Source organism: Qipengyuania aquimaris, assembly GCF_009827445.1.
Taxonomy (GTDB): Bacteria; Pseudomonadota; Alphaproteobacteria; order Sphingomonadales; family Sphingomonadaceae; genus Qipengyuania; species Qipengyuania aquimaris.
This window is the reverse complement of record NZ_WTYI01000001.1, coordinates 2513975-2527831: the sequence shown is the minus strand read 5'-3', so window position 1 is coordinate 2527831 and position 13857 is coordinate 2513975. Positions and strand designations below refer to the sequence as shown.

At 62.8% G+C, this 13857-nt stretch carries 16 protein-coding genes; 12 read left to right on the top strand and 4 right to left on the bottom strand.

Annotation, left to right across the window (positions count from 1 at the left end; all coding sequences use genetic code 11):
* The first annotated feature begins 107 nt into the window (after positions 1-107).
* Positions 108-1070: an SDR family NAD(P)-dependent oxidoreductase gene (locus GRI34_RS12390; RefSeq protein WP_160596190.1), complete on the top strand. Its 963-nt coding sequence runs from the start codon at positions 108-110 to the stop codon at positions 1068-1070.
* On the opposite strand, the gene GRI34_RS12385 is transcribed toward GRI34_RS12390, so the two are convergent.
* The 3 genes from GRI34_RS12385 to bufA2 form a co-directional block, all read right to left on the bottom strand.
* Positions 1067-1837, bottom strand: coding sequence for an HvfC/BufC N-terminal domain-containing protein (locus tag GRI34_RS12385; RefSeq protein WP_160596189.1), 771 nt, complete (start codon positions 1835-1837; stop codon positions 1067-1069). The genes GRI34_RS12390 and GRI34_RS12385 overlap by 4 nt on opposite strands.
* On the bottom strand, positions 1834-2682 hold the full coding sequence (gene bufB, locus GRI34_RS12380) for an MNIO family bufferin maturase (protein ID WP_160596188.1): 849 nt from the start codon (positions 2680-2682) through the stop codon (positions 1834-1836). Before bufB ends, GRI34_RS12385 begins: the two co-directional genes overlap by 4 nt.
* A gap of 97 nt (positions 2683-2779) precedes the next feature.
* Entirely contained in the window at positions 2780-3067 is a 288-nt protein-coding gene (gene bufA2, locus GRI34_RS12375; protein ID WP_160596525.1) for a BufA2 family periplasmic bufferin-type metallophore, read from the bottom strand.
* A gap of 181 nt (positions 3068-3248) precedes the next feature.
* Here bufA2 and GRI34_RS12370 point away from each other — a divergent pair, with 181 nt between their 5' ends.
* From GRI34_RS12370 to GRI34_RS12350, 5 genes are all read left to right on the top strand, one after another.
* Positions 3249-3536 carry a BufA1 family periplasmic bufferin-type metallophore gene (locus GRI34_RS12370; RefSeq protein ID WP_160596187.1) on the top strand — a complete coding sequence of 96 codons (288 nt, stop codon included), beginning with the start codon at positions 3249-3251 and terminating at the stop codon, positions 3534-3536.
* 47 nt (positions 3537-3583) lie between these two features.
* Entirely contained in the window at positions 3584-4042 is a 459-nt protein-coding gene (locus GRI34_RS12365) for a DoxX family protein (RefSeq protein WP_160596186.1), read from the top strand.
* A gap of 25 nt (positions 4043-4067) precedes the next feature.
* Positions 4068-4598: a sigma-70 family RNA polymerase sigma factor gene (locus GRI34_RS12360; protein ID WP_160596185.1), complete on the top strand. Its 531-nt coding sequence runs from the start codon at positions 4068-4070 to the stop codon at positions 4596-4598.
* A 2-nt stretch (positions 4599-4600) separates the two neighbouring features.
* Positions 4601-5242 (top strand): DUF1109 domain-containing protein, encoded by a 642-nt coding sequence (locus tag GRI34_RS12355; RefSeq protein ID WP_160596184.1) that lies wholly within the window; start codon positions 4601-4603, stop codon positions 5240-5242.
* A 74-nt stretch (positions 5243-5316) separates the two neighbouring features.
* Positions 5317-7098 carry a DUF885 domain-containing protein gene (locus GRI34_RS12350; protein ID WP_160596183.1) on the top strand — a complete coding sequence of 594 codons (1782 nt, stop codon included), beginning with the start codon at positions 5317-5319 and terminating at the stop codon, positions 7096-7098.
* 149 nt (positions 7099-7247) lie between these two features.
* Here the strand turns inward: GRI34_RS12350 and GRI34_RS12345 are convergent, their stop codons facing one another.
* The gene (locus tag GRI34_RS12345) at positions 7248-8249 is read right to left on the bottom strand and encodes a zinc transporter ZntB (RefSeq protein WP_160596182.1); all 1002 of its coding nucleotides are present in this window, start codon (positions 8247-8249) and stop codon (positions 7248-7250) included.
* 70 nt (positions 8250-8319) lie between these two features.
* On the opposite strand from GRI34_RS12345, the gene ispG reads away from it, so the two are divergent.
* The 6 genes from ispG to GRI34_RS12315 are packed head-to-tail and all read left to right on the top strand — an operon-like array spanning position 8320 to position 13851.
* Positions 8320-9459 (top strand): flavodoxin-dependent (E)-4-hydroxy-3-methylbut-2-enyl-diphosphate synthase, encoded by a 1140-nt coding sequence (gene ispG / locus GRI34_RS12340; protein WP_160596181.1) that lies wholly within the window; start codon positions 8320-8322, stop codon positions 9457-9459.
* The gene (locus tag GRI34_RS12335; RefSeq protein WP_160596180.1) at positions 9456-10202 is read left to right on the top strand and encodes an SMI1/KNR4 family protein; all 747 of its coding nucleotides are present in this window, start codon (positions 9456-9458) and stop codon (positions 10200-10202) included. The genes ispG and GRI34_RS12335 overlap by 4 nt, the downstream gene beginning before the upstream one ends.
* Before the next feature lie 10 nt (positions 10203-10212).
* Positions 10213-10749, top strand: coding sequence for a thioredoxin family protein (locus tag GRI34_RS12330; RefSeq protein ID WP_160596179.1), 537 nt, complete (start codon positions 10213-10215; stop codon positions 10747-10749).
* Between the two features lie 22 nt (positions 10750-10771).
* A complete protein-coding gene (locus tag GRI34_RS12325) occupies positions 10772-12190 on the top strand; it encodes an NAD(P)-binding protein (RefSeq protein WP_160596178.1) in 1419 nt (472 codons plus the stop codon).
* Positions 12191-12226: 36 nt separating this feature from the next.
* Positions 12227-13147: a histone deacetylase family protein gene (locus GRI34_RS12320; RefSeq protein ID WP_199800169.1), complete on the top strand. Its 921-nt coding sequence runs from the start codon at positions 12227-12229 to the stop codon at positions 13145-13147.
* Complete coding sequence (locus GRI34_RS12315; protein WP_160596177.1) at positions 13144-13851, top strand: murein L,D-transpeptidase catalytic domain-containing protein; 708 nt, start codon at positions 13144-13146, stop codon at positions 13849-13851. The genes GRI34_RS12320 and GRI34_RS12315 overlap by 4 nt, the downstream gene beginning before the upstream one ends.
* The last annotated feature ends 6 nt before the right edge of the window (positions 13852-13857 follow it).

Sequence of the window (13857 nt, the reverse complement as noted above, 5' to 3'; positions counted from 1 at the left end):
CAGCTATAACGAGACCCCAAGGGGACGCAGGATCGGGGCGCGAGGCGAAAGCTCTCGCGCCCCTTTTCGTTTCTGCTACGCTGGCCTACACAAGGGAGAAGACAGCGATGAGCGAATTCGGTTTCGAAAGCACGGCAGACGACGTTCTTGAAGGCAAGGACCTGTCGGGACGGACCGCACTGGTGACCGGCGGCTATTCCGGGCTGGGACAGGAAACCGCGCGTGCAATGGCCGCGAAGGGCGCACACATCATCCTGTCCGGCCGCGATGCAACCAAGCTGTCTGCGGCGGCCGATGCCATCGCGGAACAGACCGGCGCGACGGTCGATACGCTCAAATGCGACCTCGCCTCGCTCGACAGCATCCGCAAGGCGGCCGCCGAAGCGAACGAGCGCTTCGAGAAGATCGACCTCCTGATCAACAATGCCGGCGTCATGGCCTGCGACCAGGCGAAGACCGCCGACGGTTTCGAAATGCAGTTCGGCACCAACCATGTCGGACATTTCCTGCTGACCAATCTGCTTGTCCCCCTGCTGGATAAGGGCGAGCACCCGCGCATCGTCAACCTGTCGAGCCGCGGCCACCACATCGCGCCGGTCGACTTCGACGATCCGAATTTCGAGACGCGCGAGTACGACAAGTGGATCAGCTACGGACAATCGAAGACGGCCAATGTCCTGTTTGCCGTAGGCCTTGAAAAGCGGCTCTCCGACAAGGGCATCCACGCCTATTCGCTCCATCCGGGCGGCATCATGACCAACCTCGGCCGCCATATGAGCGATCAGGACATGGCCGATCTCATGGAACGGATCCGAAAGAACGCAGAAGAGCGCGGCGAAACGCCGGAGCCGTTCAAGACCATCCCGCAAGGCGCGGCAACCACGTGCTGGGCCGCGACGACAGAGGAACTGGAAGGCAATGGCGGTCTTTACTGCGAAAACTGCCATGTCGCCGATCAGGACGACGAAAGCACCGGTGGCGGTGTGCGCAGCTATGCGATCGATCCCGACAAGGCCGACCGCCTCTGGTCGATGAGCGAGGAAATGGTCGGCGAGACCTTCGCCTACTAGGCGAGTCCCTCGACAAGTCCCTCGCCAAGCCAGCGGCCGAGCATCGCGCCGGCGGTTTCGACTGCCTGCTCCTGCCCGAGCGCCTCGGCCATCGCGGCGCAGGCTTGGCCGTAGCTCGCTCCGGCAATCATCGACGCGAGCGCGTCGCCCTCGGCCTGGGTGACAGCCAGGAATACGGGTCTCTCGGCTTCGCGCCATACGATGACAGTGGCGGGAGTGTCGAGCGGGACGATGTCCGCCTCCCCCTCTCCCTCATTTAGCGAGGACCAGAGCGCCTTCAGGTCGTGGTGCACGGTCCGTAGGTCAATGCCCGGCGCGAACCGCAAGACCAGGCCTTCCCAATCAGCGGGACCGAATTCTGCGGTCGCTTGCGCAAATCCGGCGAGGTTCGTCGGACTGGAATCGCGTGCGACGAAACTGAGGTGCATCGCCCATTCAAGCCAGGCGAGTTCCGCAACTTCGCGATCGTGCGGAAACAGGTCCGCGCAGGTATCGGCAAACCCGCACCCCGCGAGGTCCAGCGTCCAGCTGGAGGGCGGAGTGGTGATGAGGTGGTGCGCCGCGGCGCGCGCAAAGCTCGCCTCGCCGACCAGACGCTCCGTCCTTTCAAATGTCGACCGCAGCGCCTCGACCAGGGCAGTGCGATAATTGTTGCGGTAGATTTGCAGTCCCGCTTCGTGCCGCCGGCCAAGGTTCGCTGGAAGCGGTCGATCTTCGTCGAGCAGGCTCGCCATAATCTCGGCCTGACGTTCGGCAAGCGTGCTCATGCGGCCCTCGCCTGCTCGGCATTGACAGCAATATTTCTCGCCCGACCAAGTTCGTCCAGCAGTTCAGAAAGCGGCGGGATCGCGTCGTCACGTTCGATCATGGTCGCGACGGGTCCGGTCAGTGCTGCGACTTCACGAAAGAGATCCCAGACCTCGTCACAGACTTCACGGTCGTGGGTATCGATCACGAGCGATCGTTCTCCCGTCGCAGGTGTGTGACCTGCAAGATGGATTTGCCGCACCCGGTCCAGTGGAAGGCCCGCGAAATACTCGCTCGCGGAGAACCCGTGGTTCTGTGCGCTGACATAGACGTTGTTGACGTCGAGCAGGAGATAGCAGCCGGTGCGCCGGGCCATCTCCGACAGGAAAGCCCATTCGCTCATCTCGTCCTCGGGAAAGGTGAGGTAGCTTGACGGGTTTTCAAACAGCATTGCCCGGCCAAGCTTTTCCTGCGCGCGATCGATGTTCGCGCACACGACGTCCAATGCTTCCGCCGTCAACGGCAGCGGCAAGAGGTCGTGCGAATTGTGGGCGCTCGTCCGGGTCCAGCACAAGTGGTCGGAAACCCATAGCGGGTCGATCCTCTGCGCCAGCGCGGCAAGCCGTTCGAGATAGTCCTCGTCCAGTCCCTGCGCGGATCCGACAGACATCGAAACGCCATGCAATATCACCGGATGGCGGGCGCGAGTTTCCTCAAGGATGCGCAGCGGCTTGCCGCCTTCCACCATGTAGTTTTCCGAGATCACCTCGACGAAATCGACCGGCACTTGGGTCTCGAGGAAGTCGGTATAATGCGTGCGGCGCAGGGCCAGCCCGAATCCGTGAAATGGCGCGATAACGCTCATGAAGGAGGCTCCCGTAAAAGGATGGCGGCCCGGCGAGGGACGTGGCGGAAGAAGGGGTCGGTTTCCGCCGCTGCCGGGCCGCCAAACAGGTTGGACGTCAGCCGATGTCGCCGATGGTGCCACCCTTGGTCAGGCATTCGCCGGCCTTCATCGCCTTGAAGCCGTGGCCCTTGCATTCGTTCTGGCCCTTGCAGGCGTTTTCGCTGGTCGCGCAGTCGGCCTGGCCCTTACAGCTGTGCACGCCATAACAATGAACCGCATCGTCCGAATTGATGGCTGCGCCGCTGCTACCAGCGGGGGCAGGCGCAGCAAATGCGCTCATCGAGCTGAGGGCGAAAGCTGCCGCCGCAGCAGCAGTGGCAGTCTTGCGGGTTGCGAGTGTCATGGCATCCAGTTCCTTGTGATCTTGATCGTGCATCGGTGCACACAGGATCGTTCGCGCCGGCCCCGGAAGCGGTTACAGCCGAAAAAATTTTCCGATCCGGTAACCGTGCGGCGATCGCTCCCGAATGACAGGCCAGTTCCGGCGACAATCGCCCGGACGCATCATTCGAGAGAGACTTGCCATGAACAGCCAATCGATCGCCCGTATTGCCGGGCTCGCCCTTACCGCTGGCGTTGCCACCACCATGGTCGCCAGCCCGGCCGCGGCCCAGAAGCGCCCTGCTATGGAGAAGTGTTACGGCGTCGCCAAAGCCGGCGAAAACGACTGCGCCGCCGGACCGGGCACAAGCTGCGCCGGTACATCCACCCGCGATTACCAGGGCAATGCCTGGAAGCTGGTCAAGAAGGGCACCTGCGAAACGATTCAGACGCCCAAGGGCAAAGGCTCGCTGACCGCGATCAAGCGCTGAGCCTTACTTCGCCGTTCCTCCCCTACCGGCCAGCCGACAGGTGACGCATGCAGAGATTGTTGACCCCCTACGACCGCTTGACCGACTGGCTGGCTTCGCGCCTGCCGGAAGGCCTGGCGCTACTGCTGACCCGCATCGCGCTGGCCGGGATTTTCTGGAGGTCCGGCCGCACCAAGGTGGAGGAAGGAAGTGCGCTATCGATCAGCGATAACGCCAATTTCCTGTTCGAATACGAGTATACCGGCCTGCCCATACCGGCCGATATAGCTGCGCCGATGGCAACCTATGCCGAGCACGTTTTCCCGGTCCTGCTGGTGCTCGGCCTGTTTACACGCTTTGCGGCACTGTCCCTGCTGGTGATGACGCTGGTCATCCAGTTCTTCGTTTACCCGGATGCCTGGTGGACCACCCACATCGTGTGGGTCGCGATGGCGGCAGTGCTGGTGTCGCGCGGGGCAGGAGCGATCTCGCTCGATGCGCCGCTCGCCTCGCGGCGGGCCAAGTGATAGCAAGGTCGGGGGAGGACGCGCGATGATCGCCGATGAAGCCACAATGGCACAGATGATGGCCGCCTCGCAGAAAGGCGATCGCGCAATTTACCGCGCGCTGCTGTCCGAAGTTCAGCTGTGGCTCGAGCGCTATTTCAGGAAGCGCGTGGCCCCCGCCCAGCTCGATGATCTGGTGCAGGAGGTCATGATGGCCGTGCATACCAAGCGCGCCACCTGGGATCCGACGCGGGCCTTCTATCCTTGGCTTGCCGCGATCGCACGCTATCGCTGGATCGACCATTTGCGCAAAGTCTATCGCAGCGCCGAAGACGAACTTGGCGATCACGACGCGCCGGAGGACAGCGAGGAAGAAGCCGTCATGGCCCGCATGAGCCTGGAGCGGCTGTTCGTCCATCTCCCCGACAAGCAGGCCGAGGTTATCGAGCTGGTCAAGATCGAAGGGCTGACCATCTCCGAAGCTTCCGCCAAGACCGGCCAGAGCGAAAGCCTGGTCAAAGTGAATATCCATCGCGGACTGAAGAAACTGTCTGCGCTCGTAGAAAAGGCCGAATGACAATGAACCGGGTTCCTAATTCCCTGATCGACGATCTGGCGGGCGATCTCGCCCCGGTGAAACCGATCCGGCTTACACACGGTATCGCACTGGTGGCGTTGTCGGCTGTGGCCACCGTTGTACTCGTCGAATTGCTCGATGGACTTTGGCACGGCATCGTATCCGGACAGGCGTCGGGGGTTTTCTTCATCGCCAACGGAATGCTCGGCATGGTTGGAGCAGCAGCGGCCTTGGCCGTCCTGCGCATGGCCAGCCCGCGCGTCGGCAACACCCATGATGGCGCGCGCTGGTCGTCGGCAATGCTCGCTCTGCTACCGCTGACCGCGCTACTCATGCTGGGTGCAGGCGGCCTGGTCTCGGCATTGTCGCACGACGCCTACGGGCTCGATTGCTTTCTTGCCGGAGCGGCGTTTGGCCTCGTAACTGCGACAACGCTGGTGCTGTGGCTGCGCCGCGGTGCGCCGGTTTCGCTCAATGCCGCAGGAACATACACGGGCATTGCAGCAGGCGCGATCGGCAGCTTTGCCTATGGCCTTGCGTGCCCGATCGACACGATCGACCACCTCGGCATGTGGCACATTGCGCCCGTAGGCCTGATGGCGCTGGTCGGCAGGTTCGCAATTCCGCCGCTGGTCCGCTGGTAAAGCGCATTCGTCGGGCCGGCGCTTGCCAAGTGGCGCGCGGCTCGGCAGTCCTCCGCCAACAGGAGGGATTACCCATGAAGACTTTCGCCGCCGCCATCGCCCTTGCCGCCGCATCGGCCCTGCCCGCAGCCCCGCTGCTGGCCCAGGATGCTGCCGAGACACCCGCTACGCCCGACTGGGTGGAAACCAGCAACGCCTATACGCAAAAGGCGATTGCTCTTCAGGCGAGCTTCTTCCCGACCGGCGCGTCATCGGCGGGCTATGAGCAGTATGACGGGCTGGTCAACGACATGTCGCTCGACCGGGACGAACGCTATGTCGCCGCCGCGCGCGCGCTGAGCGCGGAATACGAAACGGCCAAGCAGGTCGAAACCAACCCTTACGTCCTGCAGGACCTCCAAATCCTGATCGACTCGCTCGAAATGGACAATGAGCGCATCGAGCTGAGCAATCGCGAAATGCTCGAATTCGCCGAAGTCGGCCAGGCCATGTTCGGCAATATCGGACAGCTATTGTCCGACCAGACTGCGGAACATCGCCGCGCCAAGGCACTGGAACTGCTGCAGCGCTACACGGGGCTGTGGCCCGATACCCAGCCGATGACCGAGCTGGCCAAGGCCCGCTTCGAAGCCAGCCGCGGCGACGGCAAGATGGGCCCTTACCGCGTCGAGGTGGAGGAATCGGTCGGCAAGATCCCGACCTTCGTCGCCGGCATCCGCGACCTGTTTGCGAAGTACGAGATCGAAGGCGCGGACGAGGCTCTGGATGCGATGGAGGCCCAGCTCACCGATTACGGAGAGTGGACCACCGCAACCGTGGTTCCTGCAGCACGCACCGATCCGCGTCTGCCGGAAGAACTCTATGCCCTGCGCCTGCGCGAGGTCGGGATCGAAATGGACCCGCGCGAAGCCATGAGCCAGGCACGGCGCGGCTTCTACGAAGTGCGTGCACAGATGGAAGCGCTCGCACCGCAGATCGCTGCGAAATACGGCTGGGAAAAAACGGACATGGCTTCGGTCATGGCCGGCCTCAAGGCTATGACCATTCCCAATGACGAGATCGAGGATTTCTACCGCGATGTGAACGCCAAGCTTGAAGCCCAGATCCGCGCGCACGACATCGTCTCGCTCCCCGATTACGAGATGAACATGCGCGTTGCGAGCCAGGCGGAAAGCGCTGCGCAGCCGGCCCCGCACATGCGGCCGCCGCGCCTGATCGGGAATACCGGAGAACAGGGCACATTCGTCCTCACCGTCGGCAACCCGACGGCGAGCGCGGAAGATGCCTATGACGATTTCAACTTCCCCGCCGCCAGCTGGACGCTCAGCGCCCACGAAGCGCGCCCCGGTCACGAAATGCAGTTTGCAGCCCTCGTCGCACAGGGCGTCAGCCTTGCGCGCATGCTTTACGCCTTCAACAGCGTGAACGTCGAAGGCTGGGCGCTTTATGCGGAAGCCGAAATGATGCCGCACGAGCCGATCGAGGGCCAGTTCATCGCGCAGCAGTTCCGACTGCTGCGCGCGGCTCGCGCCTTCCTCGATCCGGCGCTCAACCTCGGCCTGATGTCGCGCGCAGAGGCAGAGCGGATCTTGCGCGAAGAAGCGCTGTTCTCGCCCGGCATGACCAAGCAGGAACTCGATCGCTACCAGTTCCGCATGCCCGGCCAAGCAGGGTCGTATTACTACGGCTATCGCAAACTGATCGACCTGCGCGTGGAAACAGAACTCGCACTGGGCGCTGCCTTCAACGAGAGGGCTTTCAACGACTTCCTGCTCAGCGAAGGCATCATTCCGCTGGACCTGATCGCCAAGGCAGTGCGCGAGGAATTCATCCCCTCGCAGATGGCCGGGGGCTAAGGAGTTCTAAGCCGCGTTTCTGCGCAGGCGATAGACGAGCGAGAATGTGGGAACGCCACGACCCGGAGCGCAGCGTGCAAAATGCACGTGAGCACCGGAAGCGGGGCGATCCTGCATTTGCAGCCGTCTAAAGCCGCGTAGAAAGCGGCTTAGAGCCAGCGCAGGCGCCTGAAGACGACAATCAGCGCGACAAAAAGGAACAGGCATAGCGCGACCACGGCCCAGAATGCGTCGGGATCGTCCATGCCGGGCATCCCGCCGACATTGATGCCGAGCAGGCCGGTGAGAAAGCCCAGCGGCAGGAAGATGCCCGCCACGATGGTGAGCATGTAGGTCGCATGCTCGCTACTGGCGAGGCTGCGAGCGCGCAATTCGTCCTGCAGGACCAGTGCGCTTTCCTTGCTGATGTCGATATCGTCGAGATAGCGGCGCAGGCGCGCGATGGATTCGGCGATTTCGCGCCGGTCGTGCTCCTCGAACCAGTAAGGGGCCTCGCGGCTGATCTGCTCCAGCGCCTCGTGCTGCGGAGCCATATGCCGTTTGAGGCCAAGGCAATTGCGGCGGATCGTCGAAATGCGGGAGAGCATGGCTTCCGCATGTTCTTCCGGATCGTCATCCTCCAGCTCGTCGAGCACGTAGTTCATGTCGACGATGGACTGGCTCATGCGGGCAATCATCAGCTCTGCCAGCAGCGTGATGGTTGCGCCTGCGTCCGGTGGGCCGACCCCGCGATCGAGCTGCGCCATGACCTCGCGCGGGGTCTGGAGCGGGTGGCGACGCAATGTGATGAGCCGGCGGCCGTCGCACCATAGCTGCATGGAAATCATGTCCTCCGGCTGCGCGCCCGGATTGAAGTTGATCCCGCGCAGCGTGCCGACCAGCGTCTCGCCCTCCCTGAAGGCGCGCGGACGGGTCTGGTCGCTGGTAAGCAGTTCGGCCGTGGGTTCGGGAACGCCCAGCTGGTTCTGGAGCCATTGCTGCACGCCCGGACGGTTGCGGCAGATATGCAGCCATAGCACCTCTCCCGGCGCAGCCGGTTGCCAGGCCATGGCCTCTTCCCACTCGATCGGGCGCGCCCCGCCCTGCCCGTCGAGCACGCGCCCGAACAGGAGCGCGCTATCGGTCATTACGTCGTCTGTCGCTTCGCTCATGTGGCTCTCATGCCGTAAGTCATGCTGCCTGTCATTGCTCCTTCATCGAAGCGTCTCTATACCGCCCTCCATGTCTTCCGTACGCCCCTGGCGCGATATAGAGCGCCGCAAGTCCCGCCAAATCATGGTCGGTAACGTCGCCGTCGGCGGCGATGCGCCGATTACGGTCCAGACCATGACCAACACCCCGACAGAGGATGTGGCTGCGACGATCGACCAGATCCGCCGCTGCGAGGACGTGGGCGCGGACATTATCCGCGTGTCCTGCCCGACCGAGGAATCGACGGCGAATTTCGACAAGATCACCCGCGCGGCGAATGTGCCGATCGTCGCGGACATCCACTTCCACTACAAGCGCGCGCTCGAAGCGGCCGACAAGGGCGCGGCCTGCCTGCGCATCAATCCGGGCAATATCGGTTCGTCAGATCGCGTCGCCGAAGTGGTCCGCGCCGCGAAAGCAAATGGCTGTGCCATCCGTATCGGCGTGAATGCCGGCAGTCTGGAAAAGGACTTGCTCGAAAAATACGGTGAGCCCTGCCCCGAAGCGCTGATCGAAAGCGCGCTCGACCATATCAAACTGCTGCAGGACCACGACTTCCACGAATACAAGGTCGCGGTGAAGGCCAGCGACGTATTCCTCGCAGTCGCGGCCTATCATGGGCTGGCAGAGGCCGTGGACTGCCCGCTCCACCTCGGCATTACCGAAGCTGGCGGCCTGATCGGCGGCACGGTCAAGAGCTCCATCGGTATCGGCAGCCTGCTGTGGGCGGGCATCGGCGACACTATCCGCGTTTCGCTTTCGGCTGAGCCGGAGCAGGAAGTGAAAGTCGGCTTCGAAATGCTCAAGGCCCTCGGCCTGCGTACACGCGGCGTGCGCGTCGTTTCCTGCCCCAGCTGCTCGCGGCAGGGTTTCGATGTGATCCGCACGGTCGAGACGCTCGAAAAGCGGCTCGAACACATCAAGACGCCGATGAGCCTTTCGGTCCTCGGCTGCGTGGTCAACGGCCCCGGCGAAGCCCGCGAAACCGATATCGGCCTGACCGGCGGCGGTTCGGGCAAGCACATGGTCTACCTCTCGGGCGTGAAGGATCACCATATCGAGAGCGAAGACATGCTCGACCACATCGTCCGCCTCGTCGAGGAGAAGGCCGCGAAGATCGAGGCTGGCGAAGCTGAGGCATTCGACCCGCACAAGGTGGCTACGGCATGAAGCGTATCACTGCCGCTTTTTTGTTCGCATGTTCGCCGATTTTGAGTGCCGGGGCTCCCGGTGATACCGAAGGATCGTCCATGACCGGAGATGCAGGCTTCGAGGCCAGTCTCGAGACCTATCTCGCTCGTTTCGACGAGCGGAAAATTCGCATTCGTGAGCAGCTGCATGCACCCGCGACGACAGAAGCCATCGCCGCGTTTGAAGCAGACGTCGGCCAGGAACTTCCCGGCGACGTGAAAGCACTCTACCTGGTTGCGAACGGGCAAATTTCTCCGTTTCACGACGCAGTGCCTCGCGAGGACGGCAGCCGCCGTTTCGGCTATCCAGTCGAACTTGGCGAGGATGACTATGTAGGCAATTTTTTCGGCACCTACGAGTTTCTGTCGCTCGCGGAAGCACGGCAAGAATGGTCATTCATTAGTGAAAATTGGAATTCCGAGGCGATGTCTTTGGACCATGACTTCATGACCGAAATCAGGGAGGGTGATCCGATACAACCCTATTCCTATCGTCCGGAATGGATACCTCTGGCCAAAGACGGCGGCGGCAATTCTCTTTCGATCGATTTGGCGCCCGCCGAAGGCGGAACGGTCGGACAGATTATCGCGATTGGCCCGGACGAAAGCGAATATCGTCTTATCGCACCTAGCCTGACGGCACTGCTGCATTCTGTCGGGGAGCGCGGGATCGGTCCTGACGAAGGCGATGAGCAGCGGTACTTTTTCAATATCAGGAATTGAGCGCTCACTAATGAAGCCGGTACAAGATTCGCAAGCAGCAAGGCTCTCGCCAGCCTTCAAGGCTTTTGCGCTTACGCTTGGAGCGCCCCTGCTGCTCATCTCTTGCGCCAGCGTACCCCCTCTCTCGACTGCCGATCACCCAGAAGCGCGGTCCTTCGTGGTCTCTAGCGACGCTTCAGCGGATGTGGGCCATGCTCTCGACCGCGCAAACAGCAGCGGCAAGCACGTCCTCCTCATAATGGGCGCGAATTGGTGCCACGACAGCCGCGCTCTGGCCGGATGGCTGAAGACGCCGCGGTTCCAGGACCTGATCGCGTCCGAGTACGAACTCGTTTTCGTGAACGTCGGGATGCCGCAGACGGGCGATGGCCATAATCTCGAAATTGCGCAGCGCTTCGGTCTCGATGAATTGCCCGGCACGCCGAATGTGCTGGTGATCGACGGGTCTGGCGCCCTCGTAAATCCCGAGACGGCAACCACCTGGCGTAACGCCGCCAGCCGGAGCGAAGACGAAATCTACGCCGAGCTCGCCCGACTCGCCAGCTGACGAATTGCAAAGGAATACGCCGATGACCCTTGAAACCGACTACCTGGTCATTGGCGCGGGTGCGACCGCACTGTCCTTCGTCGACACGCTGCTGGCGCAGGACCCTGATTGCGATGTCGTCATGGTCGACAAGCATTCATCGCCCGGCGGTCACTGGAACGACGCCTATTCCTTCGTCGCCCTGCACCAGCCGAGCGCTCTCTACGGGGTCGAGGGGGTGCCGCTGGGAACCGACCGGATCGATGAAAGCGGGCCCAACAAGGGCTTTTTCGAACAGGCGAGCGGTCCCGAAGTCGTCGCCTATTTCCAGTCAGTCATGCGCGATCACCTGCTGCCGACCGGGCGCGTCCGCTATTATCCCAATTGCGAGTACATTGGCGATCACCGCTTCCGGAATGTGCTTTCGGGGGAAGAGACCGGCGTGACGGTCAAGCGCAAGCTGGTCGACACCACCTATTTCGCCACTTCGGTGCCCACCACGCACAAACGCAAGTTCGAGGTGAGCGAGGGCGTGCGGGTCAAAGTGCCCGGCAAGCTGCCGGACCTATGGCGCGACCCGGCAAGCGTTCCGGAGCATTTCGTCATCCTGGGCGCGGGAAAAACCGCGATGGATGCCGGCGTTTGGCTGCTCGAAGCGGGCATTGCACCCGATCGTATCACCTGGGTGAAGCCGCGCGAAAGCTGGCTGATCAACCGGACGATTACCCAGCCGGGCGAACAATTTTTCGAAAGCACTGTTGGCGGCCAGATCAAGCTGATGAAGGCGGCCGCGACAGCCGAAAGCGTGCCTGCGCTCTTCCACCAGCTGGAAAGGGACGGGGCCATGCTGCGTATCGATACCGATGTCGAGCCGGAGATGTTCCATTACGCCACGATCTCCGAGGGCGAGGTCAAGCGGCTGCGCCTGATCAAGAACGTAGTGCGCAAGGGTCGGGTCCACGAGATCGATTCCGGCAAGATGGTTCTCGCCGAGGGCGAGGAAGCGGTCCCCGAAAATACGCTGTTCATCGACTGCACGGCTTCGGCCGTCAGTCCCAAGCCGGTCTACCCCCAGTGGGAAGAAGGCAAGATCACGCTCCAGCTGCTTCATGTCCCGCTGGTGACGCTTAACGCCGCAGTTTCGGCTTTCGTCGAGGCCAATTTCGACACCGACGAAGAAAAGAACGCGCTGTGCAAGCCGGTCAGCTTCGTCGACGATATCGATGGCTATGCCGGGACCCTGCTCGGCACGGGCATGAATCGCTTCCTCTGGGCGAGCAATCCCAAGGTTTCCGCCTTCCTGTCGCAATCGCGGCTCGATCCGGGCGCACCGACCGTGCGCTGGTTGAAAGAGAATGCACCCGAACGGCTGGCAGTCGCCGCGGAAATGCCTGCCGCGACGATGGCCGCCGTCACCAATCTGCAAAAGCTCGTGGCGCAGGCCGAGGCGAAGCGCGGGTAGCAAGCCATTCTCCACGTCGTTCACCACGCAGACTACATGGCCCCCGCGCCCACGCGCGGGACATTCCGCTTCGACAAGTACATGGCGGTGATGGAGGCGCTGCGCCAAAGCGGCTATCCGCTGGTCGAACACGCGCCGCCGCCAATGCCGCGCCGCTGGCTGGAAGCGATCCACTGTCCCGATTACGTCGAGGAAGTCTTCACCGCCAGCGTGCCGCAGGTGAAGGAACGCCGCATCGGCTTTCCCGTCACGCCGCATATTTCCCAGCGCGTGCAGCACACCAATGGCGGCACATGGCTCGCCGCCCAACTGGCGAAGAAGCACGGATATGCGGCGAACTCGGCTGCGGGAAGCCATCACGCGCTCTACGACACGGGGGCGGGCTATTGCGTGTTCAACGACCTTGCCGTGGCCGCAAACCGGTTGATCGCGGAAGGCGATGCTCAGCGGGTGTTGGTGATCGACCTCGATGTCCACCAGGGTGACGGGACCGCCAGCCTCACCGCCCTGCGCGACGATATCTTCACCCTCTCGGTCCATGCGGAGAAGAATTTCCCTGTGCGCAAGGCCCGCTCCAGCCTCGACGTGCCGCTGGCCGACGGGATCGACGACGACGGCTTCCTCGAAGCGCTGGACAGGCATTTGCCGCGCGTCTTCGAGAGCTTCGCTCCCGACATGGTGCTCTACCAGGCAGGCGTGGACGTGCATGACGACGACCGGCTCGGTCGGCTGGCGCTTACCGACACAGGCATCGAACGGCGCGACCGCTTCGTGGTCGAGCAGGCACGGCGGCGCGGCTTGCCGATCGCCAGCGCGCTGGGCGGCGGATACGGCAAGGATCCGCGCGAGGTGGGGCAGCGCCACGCCCGCTCGATGATCACCTGCGCCGACACCAATGCACGCTTCGAACGTTCATTTCCCGTAAGCCTCGGCTGTGATATGGATGGAGCAGGATGAAACGTCGCGATCTTCTCAAGGGCACCCTTGCCGCAGGCGCCGCAGCGGCGCTGCCGGCACGCGTGTTTGCCGAGGTCAATCCGACGGCCTCGAGGGATCGCCAGCTTATCGCCATCGCGCGCGACCAGCTCGACCGTGTTGGCGCAGGCATCTGGAAGAAGGACATCGTCGGCATTGCCGATTTCGGCCTCCATTCCGCCAACCAGCGCTTCCATTTCGTCGATCTCGACAACGAACGCGTCGAAAGCTTTTTCGTGACGCATGGTACCGGGTCCGACAGCGAGCACGACGGCTGGCTCAAGCGCTATTCCAATATCGAGGGGAGCGAGGCGACCAGTCGCGGCGCCTACATGACGCGCAGCTGGTATCGCGGGCGCTATGGCACCTCGATCAGGCTCGACGGGCTCGACCCGACCAATTCCAACGCCCTGCCGCGTGCCATCGTCATGCATCCGGCCGAATATGCGCGCCCGGAACACATCGCCCGGTGGGGCAGGCTCGGCCGCTCCAACGGCTGTTTCGCCCTTGGGCCCGACCAGTTCGCCAAGGTCCTGCTGAGCCTAAGCGGCGGACGCCTGCTGTATGCGGAAAGTCTCGGCATCCAGGCCGACGGCAGCCGCCGTACCCCACCGATTGCGCAGACCGACCTGATCCGCAGGCCGGGCGGCGGCACTTTCGAGCGCGCCAACCCCGGCCTTTTCTGATCCGAT

Coding starts and splice junctions, on each gene's coding strand:
- GRI34_RS12390 (WP_160596190.1), top strand. CDS start 108: ATGAGCGAATTCGGTTTCGAAAGCACGGCAGACGACGTTCTTGAAGGC.
- GRI34_RS12385 (WP_160596189.1), bottom strand. CDS start 1,837: ATGAGCACGCTTGCCGAACGTCAGGCCGAGATTATGGCGAGCCTGCTC.
- bufB (WP_160596188.1), bottom strand. CDS start 2,682: ATGAGCGTTATCGCGCCATTTCACGGATTCGGGCTGGCCCTGCGCCGC.
- bufA2 (WP_160596525.1), bottom strand. CDS start 3,067: ATGACACTCGCAACCCGCAAGACTGCCACTGCTGCTGCGGCGGCAGCT.
- GRI34_RS12370 (WP_160596187.1), top strand. CDS start 3,249: ATGAACAGCCAATCGATCGCCCGTATTGCCGGGCTCGCCCTTACCGCT.
- GRI34_RS12365 (WP_160596186.1), top strand. CDS start 3,584: ATGCAGAGATTGTTGACCCCCTACGACCGCTTGACCGACTGGCTGGCT.
- GRI34_RS12360 (WP_160596185.1), top strand. CDS start 4,068: ATGATCGCCGATGAAGCCACAATGGCACAGATGATGGCCGCCTCGCAG.
- GRI34_RS12355 (WP_160596184.1), top strand. CDS start 4,601: ATGAACCGGGTTCCTAATTCCCTGATCGACGATCTGGCGGGCGATCTC.
- GRI34_RS12350 (WP_160596183.1), top strand. CDS start 5,317: ATGAAGACTTTCGCCGCCGCCATCGCCCTTGCCGCCGCATCGGCCCTG.
- GRI34_RS12345 (WP_160596182.1), bottom strand. CDS start 8,249: ATGAGCGAAGCGACAGACGACGTAATGACCGATAGCGCGCTCCTGTTC.
- ispG (WP_160596181.1), top strand. CDS start 8,320: ATGTCTTCCGTACGCCCCTGGCGCGATATAGAGCGCCGCAAGTCCCGC.
- GRI34_RS12335 (WP_160596180.1), top strand. CDS start 9,456: ATGAAGCGTATCACTGCCGCTTTTTTGTTCGCATGTTCGCCGATTTTG.
- GRI34_RS12330 (WP_160596179.1), top strand. CDS start 10,213: ATGAAGCCGGTACAAGATTCGCAAGCAGCAAGGCTCTCGCCAGCCTTC.
- GRI34_RS12325 (WP_160596178.1), top strand. CDS start 10,772: ATGACCCTTGAAACCGACTACCTGGTCATTGGCGCGGGTGCGACCGCA.
- GRI34_RS12320 (WP_199800169.1), top strand. CDS start 12,227: ATGGCCCCCGCGCCCACGCGCGGGACATTCCGCTTCGACAAGTACATG.
- GRI34_RS12315 (WP_160596177.1), top strand. CDS start 13,144: ATGAAACGTCGCGATCTTCTCAAGGGCACCCTTGCCGCAGGCGCCGCA.